The organism is Pseudoxanthomonas sp. 134C1 (assembly GCF_057773065.1).
Genome location: NZ_JBYMTH010000001.1, coordinates 812,799 through 829,091, shown reverse-complemented (window position 1 = coordinate 829,091; position 16,293 = coordinate 812,799). Strand labels below are relative to the sequence as shown.

General features: G+C 67.0%; 14 protein-coding genes. 5 read left to right on the top strand and 9 right to left on the bottom strand.

Annotated elements, in window-relative coordinates; translation table 11 throughout:
- The first annotated feature begins 197 nt into the window (after nucleotides 1–197).
- Complete coding sequence (fabA, locus tag AC3DEZ_RS03670) at nucleotides 198–713, top strand: 3-hydroxyacyl-[acyl-carrier-protein] dehydratase FabA (RefSeq protein WP_447104444.1); 516 nt, start codon at nucleotides 198–200, stop codon at nucleotides 711–713.
- Between the two features lie 2 nt (nucleotides 714–715).
- Nucleotides 716–1,924 carry a beta-ketoacyl-ACP synthase I gene (gene fabB, locus AC3DEZ_RS03665; RefSeq protein WP_488386993.1) on the top strand — a complete coding sequence of 403 codons (1,209 nt, stop codon included), beginning with the start codon at nucleotides 716–718 and terminating at the stop codon, nucleotides 1,922–1,924.
- A gap of 52 nt (nucleotides 1,925–1,976) precedes the next feature.
- Here fabB and AC3DEZ_RS03660 read toward each other — a convergent pair whose 3' ends face one another.
- From AC3DEZ_RS03660 to yczE, 7 genes are all read right to left on the bottom strand, one after another.
- Nucleotides 1,977–2,414, bottom strand: coding sequence for a hypothetical protein (locus AC3DEZ_RS03660; RefSeq protein ID WP_488386992.1), 438 nt, complete (start codon nucleotides 2,412–2,414; stop codon nucleotides 1,977–1,979).
- An 80-nt stretch (nucleotides 2,415–2,494) separates the two neighbouring features.
- Complete coding sequence (locus tag AC3DEZ_RS03655) at nucleotides 2,495–3,286, bottom strand: MetQ/NlpA family ABC transporter substrate-binding protein (protein ID WP_488386991.1); 792 nt, start codon at nucleotides 3,284–3,286, stop codon at nucleotides 2,495–2,497.
- 30 nt (nucleotides 3,287–3,316) lie between these two features.
- Nucleotides 3,317–3,997 carry a methionine ABC transporter permease gene (locus AC3DEZ_RS03650; RefSeq protein ID WP_488386990.1) on the bottom strand — a complete coding sequence of 227 codons (681 nt, stop codon included), beginning with the start codon at nucleotides 3,995–3,997 and terminating at the stop codon, nucleotides 3,317–3,319.
- Complete coding sequence (locus tag AC3DEZ_RS03645; RefSeq protein WP_488387048.1) at nucleotides 3,994–5,001, bottom strand: methionine ABC transporter ATP-binding protein; 1,008 nt, start codon at nucleotides 4,999–5,001, stop codon at nucleotides 3,994–3,996. Before AC3DEZ_RS03645 ends, AC3DEZ_RS03650 begins: the two co-directional genes overlap by 4 nt.
- 194 nt (nucleotides 5,002–5,195) lie before the next feature.
- Nucleotides 5,196–7,490, bottom strand: coding sequence for a transferrin receptor-like dimerization domain-containing protein (locus tag AC3DEZ_RS03640; protein ID WP_488386989.1), 2,295 nt, complete (start codon nucleotides 7,488–7,490; stop codon nucleotides 5,196–5,198).
- A 259-nt stretch (nucleotides 7,491–7,749) separates the two neighbouring features.
- Entirely contained in the window at nucleotides 7,750–8,607 is an 858-nt protein-coding gene (locus AC3DEZ_RS03635; RefSeq protein ID WP_488386988.1) for a PhzF family phenazine biosynthesis protein, read from the bottom strand.
- Nucleotides 8,604–9,287 (bottom strand): membrane protein YczE, encoded by a 684-nt coding sequence (yczE, locus tag AC3DEZ_RS03630; protein ID WP_488386987.1) that lies wholly within the window; start codon nucleotides 9,285–9,287, stop codon nucleotides 8,604–8,606. The genes AC3DEZ_RS03635 and yczE overlap by 4 nt, the downstream gene beginning before the upstream one ends.
- A 61-nt stretch (nucleotides 9,288–9,348) precedes the next feature.
- Between yczE and yczR the strand changes: the two genes are divergently transcribed.
- Nucleotides 9,349–10,800 (top strand): MocR-like transcription factor YczR, encoded by a 1,452-nt coding sequence (yczR, locus tag AC3DEZ_RS03625; protein WP_488386986.1) that lies wholly within the window; start codon nucleotides 9,349–9,351, stop codon nucleotides 10,798–10,800.
- A 410-nt stretch (nucleotides 10,801–11,210) separates the two neighbouring features.
- Entirely contained in the window at nucleotides 11,211–12,413 is a 1,203-nt protein-coding gene (locus tag AC3DEZ_RS03620) for a metallophosphoesterase (RefSeq protein WP_488386985.1), read from the top strand.
- On the opposite strand, the gene AC3DEZ_RS03615 is transcribed toward AC3DEZ_RS03620, so the two are convergent.
- Together AC3DEZ_RS03615 and glmS are read right to left on the bottom strand one after the other, a co-directional pair.
- A complete protein-coding gene (locus tag AC3DEZ_RS03615; RefSeq protein ID WP_488386984.1) occupies nucleotides 12,369–12,716 on the bottom strand; it encodes a hypothetical protein in 348 nt (115 codons plus the stop codon). The two genes, AC3DEZ_RS03620 and AC3DEZ_RS03615, sit on opposite strands and share 45 nt — an antisense overlap.
- A gap of 184 nt (nucleotides 12,717–12,900) precedes the next feature.
- On the bottom strand, nucleotides 12,901–14,727 hold the full coding sequence (glmS, locus tag AC3DEZ_RS03610; RefSeq protein ID WP_488386983.1) for a glutamine--fructose-6-phosphate transaminase (isomerizing): 1,827 nt from the start codon (nucleotides 14,725–14,727) through the stop codon (nucleotides 12,901–12,903).
- A 192-nt stretch (nucleotides 14,728–14,919) separates the two neighbouring features.
- Between glmS and AC3DEZ_RS03605 the strand changes: the two genes are divergently transcribed.
- The gene (locus AC3DEZ_RS03605) at nucleotides 14,920–16,197 is read left to right on the top strand and encodes an efflux RND transporter periplasmic adaptor subunit (RefSeq protein ID WP_488387047.1); all 1,278 of its coding nucleotides are present in this window, start codon (nucleotides 14,920–14,922) and stop codon (nucleotides 16,195–16,197) included.
- The last annotated feature ends 96 nt before the right edge of the window (nucleotides 16,198–16,293 follow it).

The window sequence follows — 16,293 nt, the reverse complement described above, 5'->3', positions numbered from 1 at the left end:
CGCAGTTTGCGCACCGTACGCCGCCGCATGCCTTTCCCATCGGGATCCGGCCGCGCCGTCGCGCACCATGCAAATCCAAGCGCTGCCTTGTTCTTCGCCCGCCTACGCCGGCGTACGGAAAAGCGCGCCTGATCTGGGTCAATACAACTGTATGCACAATTGTGCATTATTCTGGTTCCTGACCTGTCGGATCGCTCATGAAATCCCCCGCTTCCTTTACCCGGGATCAGCTGCTGGCCAGCGCCCGCGGCGAACTGTTCGGCCCGGAGGCCGGCCGCCTCCCCAACGACCCGATGCTGATGTTCGATCGCATCACCGAGATCCGCGAAGACGGGGGCACGCACGGCAAGGGCATGGTGCGGGCGGAACTGGATATCCATCCGGACCTGTGGTTTTTCCAATGCCACTTCCTCGGCGACCCGGTGATGCCCGGCTGCCTGGGCCTGGACGCGCTGTGGCAACTCACCGGTTTCTATCTCACCTGGATCGGCGCGCCCGGCCGTGGCCGCGCGCTCGGCACCGGCGAAGTGAAGTTCACCGGCCAGGTGCTGCCCACCGCCAAGCGGGTGACCTATGAAGTCGACATCAGCCGCGTGATCAACCGCAAGCTGGTGCTGGCGGTGGCCGACGGCCGCATGCTGGTCGATGGCCGCGAGATCTACACCGCGCGCGATCTGCGCGTCGGCCTGTTCACTTCCACGGAGAGTTTCTGAGCATGCGCCGCGTCGTCATCACCGGTCTGGGCATCACTTCCTGCCTCGGCAACGATTCCGACACCGTTTCGGCCGCGCTGCGCGAAGGCCGCTCGGGCATCCGTCATCTGCCGCAATACGCCGAACTCGGTTTCCGCAGCCAGGTCGGCGGCGCGCCGGAACTGGATCTGGAGGCCCTGATCGATCGCAAGCAGAAGCGTTTCATGGGCGACGCCGCCGCATATGCGTATCTCGCGATGCGCGACGCGATCGCCGACGCCGGCCTGGACGAAGCGCTGGTCAGCCAGCCGCGCACGGGCCTGATCGCCGGTTCGGGCGGCGGTTCGGCCGAATGGCAGATCGAGGCGGCGGATCTGCTGCGTCAGCGCGGCATCCGCAAGGTTGGCCCGTACATGGTGCCGCGCACGATGTGCTCGACCGTCTCGGCCACGCTGGCCACCGCCTTCAAGATCAAGGGCGTGAGCTATTCGCTGTCGGCCGCCTGCGCGACCTCCGCGCACTGCATCGGCGCGGCGGCGGACCTGATCCGCGCCGGCCGCCAGGACATCGTGTTCGCCGGTGGCGGCGAGGAACTGCACTGGGCGCTGACGATGATGTTCGACGCCATGGGCGCGCTGTCCAGCCAGCGCAACGAGGATCCGACCCACGCCTCGCGTCCGTATGACGCCGATCGCGACGGCTTCGTCATCGCCGGCGGCGGCGGCATGCTGGTGCTGGAAGACTACGACCACGCGGTGAAGCGCGGCGCGCGCATCCATGCCGAACTGCTCGGCTACGGTGTCACGTCCGACGGCGCCGACATGGTCGCCCCGTCCGGCGAAGGCGCGGTGCGCTGCATGCAGATGGCGATGGAAGGCGTGAGCGCGCCGATCGACTATCTCAACACCCACGGCACCTCCACGCCACTGGGCGACATGGTCGAACTGGAAGCCGTGCGCAGCACGTTCGGCGACGCGATGCCGCCGCTGTCCTCGACCAAGGCCCTGTCCGGCCACTCGCTCGGCGCCGCCAGCGTGCACGAGGCGATCTACTGCCTGCTGATGATGCGCGACGGCTTCATCGCCGGCTCGGCCAACATCGATACCCCGGATCCGCGCGCCGAAGGCTTCCCGATCGTGCGCGAAAGCCGTGACGCGAAGCTGGATACGGTGATGTCCAACAGCTTCGGCTTCGGCGGCACCAACGCGACGCTGGTGTTCGGTCGGGTGTAAGCGAAAGACTCGGTTGTTACGGATCTTCCGTGGCAACCGAGCCGCAATGTAACTACCTTTCCATCCCCCGGCGGATACTGGCAGCGTATCCCGCCAACGTGCCAAGCAGTACTCCCGACACGGACACCGACCACTCCAGCACGGTCAGCGCTACAGGCTGTTCCGACGATAGCCACAGCCCGATCACGGCATTGAATGTCTGGGCGATGCCAAGCATGAGCAGAAAAACGAGTGCTACGTGCTGCAAGCGGCGCTCACGTTGGCGATAGACCAGGCGGGCGAACATCAGTACGTTCACCAGCAAGGCGACGGCCAGTCCTGTCACCATCTGCCGTATCCCTGCCTCCGTGTCGGATGCACTTGGCGCAAGTGCGCCTTCTAGCACGCCGATGGAGAAATGAATCAGAAACATCAAGACCGCGTAGCGGGTGATACGCGCCCAGTTCAAAGGCTCCCTTGCCTGCATACGCGGGATGTCTTCATCCTGCAAGTTGCTCTCCCTCGCTAACGCATTGGCCGGTGGTGTCCATTGTCACTGCCGTCAGAGACGGACCGGCCAGGACCGCATGATCAGAACGCCGGCAACACCGCGCCCTGGTACTTCTTCTGGATGAACTCGCGCACGGCCGGACTGGTCAGCGCCGCTTCCAGCTTCTTCACCCGCGGGTCGTCGCGCAGTTCCGGGCGACCGACCAGGAAATTCACGTAGGGCGATTTCGCGTCCTCGATGGCGAGGGCGTCGCGGGTCGGCTTCAGGCCGGCGTCCAGCGCGTAGTTGGTGTTGATCAGCGCCAGGTCGACCTGATCCAGCACGCGCGGCAGCATGGCGGCGTCCAGTTCACGGAACTTCAGTTGCTTCGGATTGGCGGCGATGTCGCGCAGGGTCGCCATCTGGTTGGAGGGATCCTTGAGCTGGATGACCCCGGCGCGGTGCAGCAGGATCAACGCGCGGCTGTTGTTGCTCGGATCATTGGGAATCACCACGTCCGCGCCGGTCGGCAGGGCGTCCAGCGACTTGTAGCGTCGCGAATATGCGCCGAACGGTTCGATGTGCACGCCGATGTAGGTTTCCAGCTTCGTGCCGCGGTCCTGGTTGTAGGCCTTCAGATAGGGCTCGGTCTGGAAGTAGTTCACGTCGATCTGGCCCTGCACGACCTGATCGTTGGGCTGCACGTAGTCGTTGAACACGCGCACCTCCAGCTTCACGCCTTCCTTGGCCAGCAGCGGCTTGACCACGTCCAGGATTTCCGCGTGCGGCACGGCGGTGGCGGCGATGGTGAGGGTATCGTCGGACTTCGCCGCCGGCTTGCAGGCGGCCAGGGCCAGCAGCAGCAGCGACAACGGGAGCAACAACTTCTTCATGGGGAATCCCGGGGACAGAAAAAAAGAGAGTCAGCGGCGGTTGAAGCGACGGACCAGGCTGTCACCCAGCCACTGCAGGAGCTGGACGATGATCAGCAGCAACGCCACCGTGATCACCGCGACCGCGGTCTGCGAACGCTGGTAGCCGTCCCGGTACGCCAGATCGCCCAGCCCGCCGGAGCCGATGGCGCCGCCCATCGCGGTGAATCCGATCAGGGCCACCGCCGTCACCGTCGCGCCGGCCAGCAGCCCCGACATCGCTTCCGGCAGCAGCACCCGGCGAACCAGTTGCCAGGTGGTGGTGCCCATCGCCTCGCTGGCTTCGATCACGCCCGGATGCACCTCGCGCAACGCGGTCTCGACCAGGCGCGCATAGAACGGCACCGCGCCCACCACCAGCGGCAGGATGGCGCCGCGCACGCCCAGCGACGTACCCACCAACGCCGTCGTCACCGGAATCAGCACGATCATCAGGATGATGAAGGGTGCCGACCGGACCAGGTTGACCAGCAGCGCCAGCGCGCCGTGCAGCCAGCGATTCTCCAGCCGCTGGCGGGCATCACTGAGGAACAGCAGCACGCCGAGCAACAGACCCAGCAGCAGGGTCAGCGGCAGCGCGCCGGCCAGCATCAGCAGGGTGTCACCGCTCGCCACCAGCACTTCGCCCCATTTCGCGGGTTCCAGTCCAAGCACGGTCGCCATCAGGTTCATGCGCGCAGCACCTCGACATCGACGCCGGCCTGTTGCAGGCGGGTGGTGGCGGCATCCGCGTCGCCTTCGGTCATGGCAATGGTGAGCTGGCCATACGGCGTATCCCGGATACGGCCGATGCGGCCGCCCAGGATGGTGTAGTCCACGCCGGTCTGGCGCGCGACCTGGCCGAGCAGCGGCCGGTAGGTGTCGCCGCCGAGGAACGTCAGCCGCAGGATGCGGCCGGGCACGGCGTCCAGCGCGCGGCGCTGTTCGTCTTCGTCCAGGTGCTCGGCGTCCACCACGAACTGGCGCGTGGTCGGATGGGCCGGATGCAGGAACACCTGCGTCACCGGTCCGGCTTCCACCAGTTGCCCCGCGTCCAGCACCGCCACCCGATGGCAGATGCTGCGTACCACTTCCATCTCGTGGGTGATCAGCACGATCGTCAACCCGAGTTCACGATTCAGATCCGCCAGCAGGCGCAGGATCGACTGGGTGGTCTGCGGGTCGAGCGCGCTGGTCGCCTCGTCACACAGCAGCAGCTGCGGCTGGGTGGCCAGCGCGCGCGCGATGCCGACACGCTGCTTCTGCCCGCCGGACAACTGCGCCGGATACCGATCCGCCAATGCCTGAAGGCCGACACGCGCCAGCAATTGCGCGACCCGCTGTTCGATCTCCGGACGCTTCATGCCGGCCAGTTGCAGCGGGAACGCCACGTTGTTCGCCACGGTCTGCGACGACAACAGGTTGAAGTGCTGGAAGATCATGCCGATGCGGCGGCGCGCCGCGCGCAGTTCCGGATCCGGCAGTGCGGCGATGTCCTGCCCTTCCACGAACACCTGGCCCTGGGTGGGTCGCTCCAGGCCGTTGATCAGACGCAGCAGGGTCGACTTGCCCGCGCCGGACTGGCCGATGATGCCGAAGATCTCGCCCTGCCGGATCTCCAGATCCAGCGGCCGCAGCGCCACCGTTTCGCCGGAGGGCGTGGCGAAGGATTTGCCGATGTTCTTGAACTGGATCATGGTGCGATCGACCTGACGGGGGAACACTCACCTGTCCGCGGAAACGTGGGCATGCGCGGGTTCCGCCGGGGCCGGCCGGTACGCGGTGGGAGCGCCAAGATAGCCTGTCCTTGTCGGCTGTCAAATGCAGGCATGGGCGATTTTCCGCGCTGTCCGGCGTGGGAAACGCGCCTGCCCCGCCGTCGGCATCCGCCTCAATGCGCCAGGTCCGCCTCCAGCGCAGCCAGTCCGGCGCGATACGCGTCCAGGGCGGCGACGGTCTTGTCGAGGTAACGGCCGAGATCGTCCCAGCGTCCGTCTTCGAGGGCTTCACGGATACCCGGCAGCGTCTTCACCTCGTAGCCGGTCGCCAGACCGGGCGCGTAGACGAGATTGCGATACCACGGCCTGCCGGGCAGTCCTTCCGGCGTCAGCAATGCCTGATCCAGCCGCTGGATCGCCGCGTTGACGGCGGACAGGCGCGCCGGTGGCAGCGACGCCCCCTTGTCGGCCAGACGTTGATCCAGTCGCTTCGCGGTTTCCGTCAACCGGACAATCGCCTTGTCCAGCGCGCCGAAATCCAGCGCCGGCACGGCAGGCTCGAGCGCGGGTGCGGCCAGCGGGCGATTGGGATTGCTGATGGCGGCATACGCGCCGCTTCCGGCCAGCCGCTTTTCCGTCGCCGCGGTCCTGCGCTGGGCGTCGGCCTGCTGTTTCAGCTGCCGCGCGAATCCGTCGACGGCGGTGGCGAGGTCTTCGAAGCGCTGTGGCAGGACGGGCGCGTTGGCCGTGCGCAGCACCGCGCGCCCGGCGGTCTTGGCCAGCAGCGGCAGGTACCGGAATCCGGGATCGATGAAGCGGGCGAAGTAATCGTAGGAGTCGTACAGCGAGTGATACACGCCGCCGCCGCCACCGTGTCCGCCATAACCCAGGTCCAGTGTCGGCAAGCCCAGATGCTGCAGGAACGGACTGTAGTCGCTACCCGAACCCAGCGCCTTCAGCGGCAGATCCTGACCGCTCTCGGCACGCTGCGCCGCTTCCTTCAGCGCCGGCCTGACGTCGCCGGCAAGCGCGTCCACCTGCAGCTTCGCCCGCCAGCGTTGCTGCACGCTCACGCCACTGTCCGGATCCTCCACCTGCGCGGCGATCTGGTTGACCAGCGCCTGCAACGCGTGCGAACCGCCCGCCTCCAGGAAGCCGCGCCCGTTGCCGTCGGTGTTGACGTACAGCACCGCCTTGGCGCGCAGTTCGTCGGCATGTTGCTCCACCCATTCGGTCGAACCCAGCAGGCCGGCTTCCTCGCCGTCCCAGCTGGCGTACACCAGCGTGCGCCTGGGACGTTCGCCCTGCCGGGCGAGTTCACCAATCGCCTGCGCCTCGGCCAGCAGCGCGGCCGTGCCCGACAGCGGATCCGCCGCGCCGAACACCCAGGCGTCACGATGATTGCCGCGCACCACCCACTGATCCGGATGCGTGCTGCCCGGCAGCGTGGCGATCACGTTGTAGAGCGTGCGCGTCTGCGCTTCGTTGTCCACCTTCAGGCGCAGCCGGACCTTGCCATCGCCGCCGACCCGATACGTCAGCGGCAACGCGCCGCGCCACGCTTCCGGCGCGATCGGCCCGCCCAGCGCGGCCAGCAACGGGCGGGCGTCGCCCCAGCTGATCGGCACGGTGGGAATGCGCAGGACGCTGGCCGCTTCATCGGGCGACAACCGGGACGTGCCGGGTATCGAGGGCATGCCCGGCGTCAGCGGGTCGCCCGGATAGCGCGCGAAGTTCAGGACCGATCCGCGTTGCACGCTCCACTCGCTGCGCGCCGGCCCCTCGGGATAGGCGACGTCCTGGAAGTAGCCATCGTCGCGCGGATCGGAATAAATCAGCGTGCCCACCGCGCCGTGTTCCTGCGCCAGGCGCGGTTTCAGGCCCCGCCACCCCTTGCCGTAGCGGGCGATGACGATCTTGCCCTTCACATCGACGCCCTGCTGCGCGAGCAGCCGGTAATCCTCGGCCAGGCCATAGTTGACGTAGACCAGATCCGCGGTGACCTCGCCGCTGCCGCCGTAGATCACATACGGCGGAAGCACGTCGCGGGTCTGCGCCGACGTGCGATCGGCGGCCAGCGCGGGTTCGCTCAGTCGGGCGCGATAGGGCGCAGGCGCCAGCAGTTCCAGTTCCACCGAACGTGGCGCGGGCCAGTACACCTGGTACTCCTCGATGCGCGCGTCCCAGCCGTAGCTCTGGAACCTGCGCTGGATGTCCTGCGCATTGGCCAGATTGTGGGGCGCCCCCACCTGGTTGGGCGCGGCCGACCACTGCTGCAGCCAGCCGCGATAGTCCGCCTGATCCACGTGCTGATCGAAGCGCTGCTCCACGGCGATCTGCGCCGCGCTGGCGGTCGCGTCGTAGCCGACCAGCCGTGGCGCCGGGTCGGCCGCGCTGGCCGCTGGTGGGAGAGACAGCGCAGCGGCCAGCACGGCCCATGGAAACCGGGAAAGAGGGATTGTCGACATGTGGTATCCGGCGAGAGAAGGAAAATCATGCCGGGTATCGCATGTGACACACCGTGAATTCGCGCCAGCGCCACGACGATCGGGAAGCAACGCTGGCCTGCGTCACCGCGACGTGTCGCGCGGGCGGACACACGCGGACTCCCCAGGCAGGACGTTCACCATAGTCGCAAGCGGCGTCGCGCGGTGATGGCCGGGCCGCATGTGCTTATGCCGTATTTCCACTTGCCATCGCGCATCCGCTTGTCGCGGCGGCGATGGTTCAACCCCGGAGGGGCCGCCATGCGCCTTCGATCTTCACGGCGCGGCCGCTGACCCGGACGCCATCGCGCGGATCCATCGGCACCGCGACGTCAATCCGGCTGGGACGACCGAGATCGTTGCCCTGCCGGATGATGAAACGCCGCTGCGGCGGCAACGCGTCGCGGGTCGCCAGGTAGGCGCCGAGTGCGGCCGCCGCCGCTCCCGTCGCGGGATCCTCGACCACGCCCCCTGGCGGGAACGGATTGCGGGCATGGAAGGTGTCCGCGTTCTCCCGCCAGATCAGGTTCAGCGTGGTCCAGCCGCGCTGTGCCATCAGGCCGGCCAGCGCATCGAAGTCATAGTCCAGGCGGGCCAGGCGATCGCGCGTGGTCACCGCGATGACGGGATGCCAGGCCCCGGCGTAGCCGACCGCGGGCGGAAGCGCGGGGTCGAGTTCGTCGCGCGGCCAGCGCAGCGCGGTCAGGATGCGATCGAGATCCGCATCTTCCAGCGCAGCCACGCGCGGCTCGACGCTGGTCAGGGTGGCGCTCAGTTGCGGATCCACCCGCACCGGTACCCGACCGGCGCGTGTATGCAGCACTTTCTCGCCCGCGCCATGGATCTCCGCATGCGCGACGGTCGCCGCGATGGTGGCGTGCCCGCAGAACGGCACTTCCGCCAATGGACTGAAGTAGCGCACGTCGAACGCGCCGTCCGCGCGCGGCGACAGGAACGCGGTTTCCGAATACCCCACATCGGCGGCGATACGCTGCATGTCGGCATCGGACAGATTCCGCGCGTCGAGCACCACCCCGGCGGGATTGCCGCCGGCCGGATCCGTGGTGAACGCGCTGTAGCGAAGCACGTCGGTGTTCATCGGGCTTCCTCCGGCAACGCGCGCGCGTCGGGTTCGTCCAGCCGTACCACCAGATAGCGCAGGAAGAACTGGGTCAACGGACCCACACCCAGAGCGAAGATCACCGTGCCCACGCCGACGACGCCACCCAGCAACACGCCTGCGATGAGCACGGTGACTTCGATGATCGTGCGCACCTTGCGGATCGACCAACCGGTGCGGCGGGACACGCCGGTCATCAGGCCATCACGCGGCCCCGGTCCCAGCTGCGCGCCGACATACAGCGCGGTGGCGAACGCACAGGTCACCACGCCACCCAGCATGTAGGCGATGCGCAGCCACAGGCTTTCCGGCGTGCCCAGCATCGCCAGGCTGATGTCGGCGAACGGGCCCAGCAGCAGGCTGTTGGCGACCGTGCCCAGACCCGGCATCTGCCTCAGCGGAATCCAGCCCAGCAGCACCACCACCGCGGTGATGATCATCACCACGCCAAAGGAGACCGGCAGATGCAGCGACAGGCCCAGATGGAACACATCCCACGGCGAGGCGCCGATGGCGCCCTTCACCATCAGGGCGATGGCCAGGCCATACAGCCACAGGCCAATCAGGAGACGGAACAGCCGTTCGGGCAGGCGCCCGGCCTTGAGCTGCGCGAGGGGGCCGAGATTGGACAGGCCCAAGGAGGGGGAGATGGTCGCCATGGGGGCCACCATGAAGGCAATTGGCCCTTCCACATAGAGCCAATCATGCGATAGTGGCCCCATGAACCGCGCGCTTGCCCCCGAACGCCTCGCCGCCCTGGTCGGCGACTTCAACCGCTCACCCGCTTATCGGGGCCTGCGCCAAGCCCTGCAGGAACTGATCGGCGATGGCCGCATTCCGCTGGGCACGCGCCTGCCCAGCGAGCGCGCGGTCACGCTGGCACTCGGCGTGTCCCGCAATACCGTCACCCGCGCCTATGCGGATCTGATCAGCGCGGGCTTCGCCACCGCCCGCCAGGGTTCGGGCACCTACGCGGCGGTGCCGGTGGAACGCCGCCGCGCGCACGACCACGCCCTGCACTCCCTGGGCAGCGGCGCCACGCAGGAAGGAGCGCTCGACCTCAACTGCGCGGCCGGCGCCGCCACGCCCGGCGTCGCCGCCGCCTACGAGCGCGCGCTCGCCGCGCTGCCCGCGTATCTGGGCAGCGACGGCTACCTGCCCTCGGGGTTGCCACACCTGCAGGCGATGATTGCGACCGCCTACGTGCGACGTGGCCTGCCCACCGCACCGGAACAGATCATCGTCACCTCCGGCGCGCTGTCGGCGCTGGCCATCGCCGCGCGCGCGCTGTCGCGGCCCGGCGATCGCGTGATGCTCGAATCGCCGGTCTATTCCAACGCCATCGAAGCGCTGCGACTGGGCGGCGGCAAGCTGATCAGTTCGCCGCTGGCCAATCCGTTGGGTGAGGACGGCTGGGATCTCGATGGCATCGAAGCCACCCTGCGGCAGACCTCACCCCACCTGGCCTACCTGATTCCCGACTTCCAGAATCCCACCGGTTTCCTGATGCGTGATGCGCAGCGTGCCCGCTACGCCGCCGCGCTGCGCGAAACCCGCACCACCGCCATCGTCGACGAGACCCTGCAGCCCACCGCGTTGTCGGATGCGCCGATGCCGGCGCCTTTCGCGATGCATGCCCCGGACGCCATCACCCTCGGCAGCGCCTCCAAGATGTTCTGGGGCGGCCTGCGCGTGGGCTGGATACGCGCGCCACGCGATCTGGTCAACCGCCTGATCACCGCGCGCGTGCAGTTCGACCTGGGCAGCTCGCTGTTTGATCAACTGGTCGTCGCCGAACTCCTCGCCCAGCCGGACATCCTCGCCAGCCGCCGCGAACAATTGCGCCAGCGACGCGACGCGCTGGTGGCCGCGCTGCGCGAACACCTGCCGGACTGGCGCTTCCGCGTGCCCGCCGGTGGCCTCACCCTCTGGGTACGGTTGCCCCGCGGCAGTGCCACCCGCCTGTGCGCCGACATGGAACGCATCGGCGTCCACCTCGCGCCCGGCCCCGTCTTCAGCGTGGAAGGCGGCGCCGACGGCTGGCTGCGGATTCCGTATGCCAAGCCGGAGGAGGACCTGGTGCGCGCGGTGAAGGAAGCGGCGAAGGCGTGGGCGGTGACGCCCCGGGAGACACACGGCCGGCATGAGGTGACGCGGCGTCTGATCGCGTGAGGCGGACACGGGAGGACGACGCTGCTCTTGCTACCTCGGCTTCCAGCGCGGCAATCAATACGCTTTCGTCTTCTTGAGGGAAGGGAAAATCCCCCTCGGTACCCCTTCGTCGAAAGGGGGAAACGCCTTCATGCATCGACGCGTCATCTGAGAAAGCAGGCCCATGGCCCTCTTTCGAAAAAGGGCAGGTGCCCACGCAGCAGGCGTCGGGATTTTCTCTTTGCGGACAAAGCGCCTTCAGCCACGTCAGCCGCGGAATGGTCCGTGTTCTCGGAAGTACGGTGTCGGGGGTGAGTTCCATGAGGCAGGCGCATCACCCTGACGGAGCACTTTCCGCACCATGACTTTCCGCTCATGAACCAACCCGCGTGGATTGCCTAGGCTGTTGCCATCCGAAGTCGGGGATTCCCGTGAGAAAGTGGATCAGGCACCTTGCCTGTGCGACCGCGTTTCTGTTGCTGGCCGCCCTCGGCCTGGTGGTATTCGGCGGCTTTCGCCTGAAGGATCCCCAGGGCAACGTCGCATTCGGCTGGGATGCCACGGAGAAGCGGTTCCTGTTCCTGGAGAAGCCACGGCTTGGCCGGGAAGGACCGCACGTTTTCGCCACTGTCGATGGCTACGAGGTCATCTCGACGGAGCGTGATGGCGATGCATGGCGCCTCGCGCACCATCGGCTGCCGGCATCGCCACTTCCCGTCCTGGGCGTCCACGTCGACAATCCGGCGCGCACCACGTTCAAGGTGCCACTGCGTCGCGTGGCATCACCCGCGCTGGCCGTGTACGAACACAATCCTTCGCGGCTGTTGATGCTGTCGGACATGGAGGGACAGTTCGACAAATTTGTCGACCTGTTGCGGTCGCAGCAGGTCATCGACGGAAATCTGCATTGGACCTACGGCGACGGCCATGTAGCCCTGGTGGGCGATTTCGTGGATCGCGGCAAGGACATGACCGCGCTGCTCTGGCTGATCTACCGGCTCGATGGCGAGGCCGACACCGCCGGCGGACAACTTCACTACGTGCTCGGAAACCACGAACATCTGGCCATGAGCGGGCGCAAGAAGTACTGGCCGCAAGGGCTGGTCGCCTTCGCCGGCGCGCTGGGCGAGGACGGCGACGAGCGCCTGTTCTCATCGTCTTCGGTCCTGGGCGCCTGGCTCGCCGAGCAACCGGTCATCGCGCGCGTGGGCGATCACCTGCTGGCGCATGGCGGCATCAGCCGCGAATTTCTTGAACGCGATCTGGACATCCCCGCCGCCAATGCCCAGGCGCGCCCGCATCTGCACACGCCGCCCGACAGCCTGCCGGAGATCGTCAAGCCACTGCTGGGAAAGCATGGCTTGACCTGGTATCGCGGCATGGCGCTTCCCGATGGTCCCGAAAGTACAATCGAGATCGATCCCGCCGCGCACCTGCGGCGGGTTCTGTCCCGATACGGCGCGCGACGAATGGCCATCGGCCATTCCCTGGTGGACAACATCACTCTGGAGCAGGTCGATCTCCTGCTCAGGCTCGACATCCATCACGCCCGGCAGATACCCCAGGCCGCGCTGTACGAGGATGGCGTCCTATGGCGCGTCGGCGCCGATGGTTCGCGCGTGCGGCTGCAGTAGCTGGACAGGTGCCGTCGGCCAGCCTGCGATACCACGCCGGAAATAAGGATCGGCTCCATCTCGCCATGCGCGACGGATATGCATCACCCACCAACGTCCCGCAACGATGAGGAGCAGGCCGACACTGATGCGAATCCACGGTTCTCCCATGGAGGGCGGTACGCCGAAAGGATCGGCATCATCCGCGTGCTTGGCGCCCTGTGGATCCCAGATGCCAAACAATCCACTGATCATCACCACGCCGGCCAGCACGACGACCGCTTGGCCAAAGGCCAACCACAGGAACTTCAGGATCCCATCCACGAAGACCTCCCGTAACTTCACTCTCCGGCATGCATCTTAGCGGGGAGATTCGGGAGCAGTGGTACCGGCCCTGATGGTGGGAACTACCCAAGCTGTTCGCGCAATTGAAGAAGGAGCAAGGGCTTCGTCCCATTTCTTCTTGCGCACCTCATAAAAAAGGGCCGCTTGCGCGGCCCTTTTTTTTTCACTCCACCGTCACCGACTTCGCCAGGTTCCGTGGCTTGTCCACGTCCGTCCCTCGCGCCAGCGCGGTGTGGTACGCCAGCAACTGGACGGGGATGGTGTGCACCACCGGACTCAGCACGCCGGTGTGGCGCGGAGTGCGGATGACATGCACGCCTTCGGATTCGGTGAAGTTGCTGTCCTGATCGGCGAAAACGAACAGCTCGCCGCCACGGGCGCGGACTTCCTGCATGTTGGATTTGACCTTCTCCAGCAGGGTGTCGTTGGGGGCGATGACGACGACCGGCATGTCGGCGTCGACCAGTGCCAGCGGGCCGTGCTTGAGTTCGCCGGCCGGATAGGCCTCGGCGTGGATGTAGGAGATTTCCTTGAGCTTGAGCGCGCCTTCCAGTGCGATGGGGTAATGCAGGCCGCGGCCGAGGAACAGCGCGTCGGACTTGGGCGCGAAGCGTTCTGCCCACGCGGCGATCTGCGGTTCCAGGTTGAGCGCGTGCTGCACGCTTCCGGGCAGGTGACGCAGCTGTTCCAGATAGTCGGCTTCCTGTTCCGCGGTGACCTTGCCGTGCAGCTTGCCCAGCACGACGGTCAACTGGAACAGCGCGGCCAGCTGGGTGGTGAAGGCCTTGGTGGAGGCCACGCCGATTTCCGCGCCGGCGCGGGTGTAGCAGACCAGTTCGCTGGCGCGCGGGATGGCGCTCTCGGGCACGTTGCAGATGGAGAGGCTGTGCCGGTGGCCCAGCGACTTGGCGTACTTCAGCGCTTCCATCGTGTCCAGCGTTTCACCGGACTGGGAGATGGTGACGATCAGGTGTTTCGGATTGGCGTACGCGGCGCGGTAGCGGTACTCGCTGGCGATTTCCACGCTGCACGGCAGGCCGGCGATGGCTTCGATCCAGTAGCGCGCGGTCATGCCGGCGTAGTAGCTGGTGCCGCACGCGAGGATCTGCACGCCCTCGATGTCCTTGAGCACCGCCTCGGCGTTGGCGCCGAACAGGGTGGGCAGGAAGCCGCCGTCGATGACCGCCTCGATGGTGTCGGCGATGGCGCGCGGCTGCTCGTGGATTTCCTTCTGCATGAAGTGGCGGTACGGGCCCAGTTCCAGCGAGGCCAGCGACACGTCGGAGACGTGCACGTCGCGCTCGACCGGCTGGTCGTTGCCGTCGAACACGTGCACGGCCTGGCGGGTGACTTCGGCGGTGTCGCCCTCTTCCAGGAAGATCACGCGGCGGGTGGCCTGGATGATCGCCGACACGTCCGAGGCGATGAAGTTCTCGCCCTCGCCCAGGCCGATCAGCAGCGGACAGCCCATGCGGGCGCAGACCATGCGCTCGGGTTCCTTGCGGCTGACCACGGCCAGCGCGTAGGCGCCGGTGAGTTCCTTGACCGTGCGCTGCAGCGCGGTGAGCAGATCGTCGCCGCCCTTGAGGTGGTGGTGCATCAGGTGGGCGATGACTTCGGTATCGGTCTGCGACTCGAATTCGTAGCCCAGCGCGCGCAGCTTCTCGCGCTGTTCCTCGTGGTTCTCGATGATGCCGTTGTGCACCAGCGCCACGCCGTGGCTGATGTGCGGGTGGGCGTTGGCCTCGGTGACCCCGCCGTGGGTCGCCCAGCGGGTGTGGCCGATGCCCAGGCTGGCGTTGAAGCCTTCGGCGGCGGCGGCGTTCTCCATCTCCGACACCCGGCCGGTGCGACGCACCCGGCGCACGTCCTTCTGCTCGACCACGGCGATGCCGGCGGAGTCATAGCCGCGGTATTCCAGCCGCTTCAGTCCCTCGATGAGTACCGGTACCACGTCGCGATCGGCGATCGCTCCCACAATCCCGCACATAGAGTTTTGTCCACCTGAGTCAAAACGGGTCCTGATTGTAACGGGGGTGGACAGAACGGACAGTGTCCGCGCCGGTGTCCGCGGACACCCGGACACCGTTCCGACGCCCCTATCCCCCTTTCAAATCAAACAGTTGCGATTGGCACGCATTCTGCATTGATGGGGCGTCTTCCCAATAAACGCATGCCATCGATGATTCGGGACACCTCCGCGCAAGACCGCCCCCTGGGCAGCAGCCCCACCGCCACCGCCGCGCCGCCGTGGAAGCGCTGGCTGCTGCCGGCCGCCGGTGGTCTGGCCCTGCTGCTGGTCATCGGATTCGCCGTACGCGGCTGGGTCGGTGGCAGCCGGTCCTTCGACGGCGCGCGGGTGCGCATCGCCGAGGTCAAGCGCGGTGACCTGGTGCGGGACATCTCCGCCGACGGCCGCCTCATCGCCTCCAACAGCCCGACCCTGTACGCCATCGCCAGCGGCGTGGTGACCCTGAAGGTGGTGGCCGGCGACAAGGTGACCAAGGGCCAGGTCCTGGCCGAAATCGACAGCCCGGAACTGCGCAGCAAGCTGGCGCAGGAACAGGCGGCGCTGGCCGGCCTGGAGGCCGAGGCCAGCCGCGCCACCCTGGATGCCGCGGTGACCCGCGCCAATGCGCAGAAGGCGCTGGATCAGGCCGACATCGATCGCCAGGCCGCCCAGCGCGACCTGGAACGCTACGAGCGCGGCTTCAACGGTGGCGCGGTGCCGCAGATCGATGTGGCCAAGGCCAAGGACGATCTGCGCAAGACCGAGATCGCAATGGACCACGCGCGCAAGGACGTCAACCTGCAGGGCCAGGGCGCCAGTCTGGATGCGCGCAACAAGCAGCTGATGGCCGACCGGCAGCGTTCCATCGTCGCCGAGGTGCAGCGCCAGGTCGACGCGCTGACCCTGCGCTCGCCGTTCGATGGCCAGGTCGGCCAGGTGCAGGCGGTGCAGCGCTCCAACGTGGCGATCAACGCACCGGTGATGAGCGTGGTCGATCTGTCCAAGTTCGAAGTGGAGATCAAGGTGCCGGAAAGCTTCGCCCGCGATCTGGCGATTGGCATGCCCGCCCAGCTGACCAGCAACGGCCAGCCGTATCCGGGCGAGATTTCGGCGGTGTCGCCGGAAGTGGTGAACGGCGAGGTCAACGCGCGCATCCGCTTCAGCGACAAGCAGCCGCCGGGCCTGCGTCAGAGCCAACGCATGAGCGCGCGCATCCTGATGGATACCCGCCGCAATGTGTTGATGGTCGAGCGCGGCCCGTTCGTCGAACAGTCCGGCGGCCGCTACGCCTACGTGATGGACGGCAACTCGGCGGTGCGCCGCCCGGTGGAGATGGGCGTGAGCAGCCTGAGCGCGGTGGAGATCATCAGTGGCCTGAAGCCGGGCGACAAGGTCGTGGTCTCCGGCAGCGACCAGTTCGGCGACGCCGAGCGGGTCTCGATCAACTGATTTCCCGAATCGCTTCTTCCGTTTTTCCGCTTTCGTACCCGCAATTCGTCGTATCCCCAGACTTCCATGCTTCGCACACACCAGAAGGACTTCGCC

Excerpts from the sequence above, each read along its gene's own strand:
- fabA (WP_447104444.1), top strand. The coding sequence starts at position 198 with ATGAAATCCCCCGCTTCCTTTACCCGGGATCAGCTGCTGGCCAGCGCC.
- fabB (WP_488386993.1), top strand. The coding sequence starts at position 716 with ATGCGCCGCGTCGTCATCACCGGTCTGGGCATCACTTCCTGCCTCGGC.
- AC3DEZ_RS03655 (WP_488386991.1), bottom strand. The coding sequence starts at position 3,286 with ATGAAGAAGTTGTTGCTCCCGTTGTCGCTGCTGCTGCTGGCCCTGGCC.
- AC3DEZ_RS03650 (WP_488386990.1), bottom strand. The coding sequence starts at position 3,997 with ATGAACCTGATGGCGACCGTGCTTGGACTGGAACCCGCGAAATGGGGC.
- AC3DEZ_RS03645 (WP_488387048.1), bottom strand. The coding sequence starts at position 5,001 with ATGATCCAGTTCAAGAACATCGGCAAATCCTTCGCCACGCCCTCCGGC.
- AC3DEZ_RS03640 (WP_488386989.1), bottom strand. The coding sequence starts at position 7,490 with ATGTCGACAATCCCTCTTTCCCGGTTTCCATGGGCCGTGCTGGCCGCT.
- AC3DEZ_RS03635 (WP_488386988.1), bottom strand. The coding sequence starts at position 8,607 with ATGAACACCGACGTGCTTCGCTACAGCGCGTTCACCACGGATCCGGCC.
- yczE (WP_488386987.1), bottom strand. The coding sequence starts at position 9,287 with ATGGCGACCATCTCCCCCTCCTTGGGCCTGTCCAATCTCGGCCCCCTC.
- yczR (WP_488386986.1), top strand. The coding sequence starts at position 9,349 with ATGAACCGCGCGCTTGCCCCCGAACGCCTCGCCGCCCTGGTCGGCGAC.
- glmS (WP_488386983.1), bottom strand. The coding sequence starts at position 14,727 with ATGTGCGGGATTGTGGGAGCGATCGCCGATCGCGACGTGGTACCGGTA.
- AC3DEZ_RS03605 (WP_488387047.1), top strand. The coding sequence starts at position 14,920 with ATGATTCGGGACACCTCCGCGCAAGACCGCCCCCTGGGCAGCAGCCCC.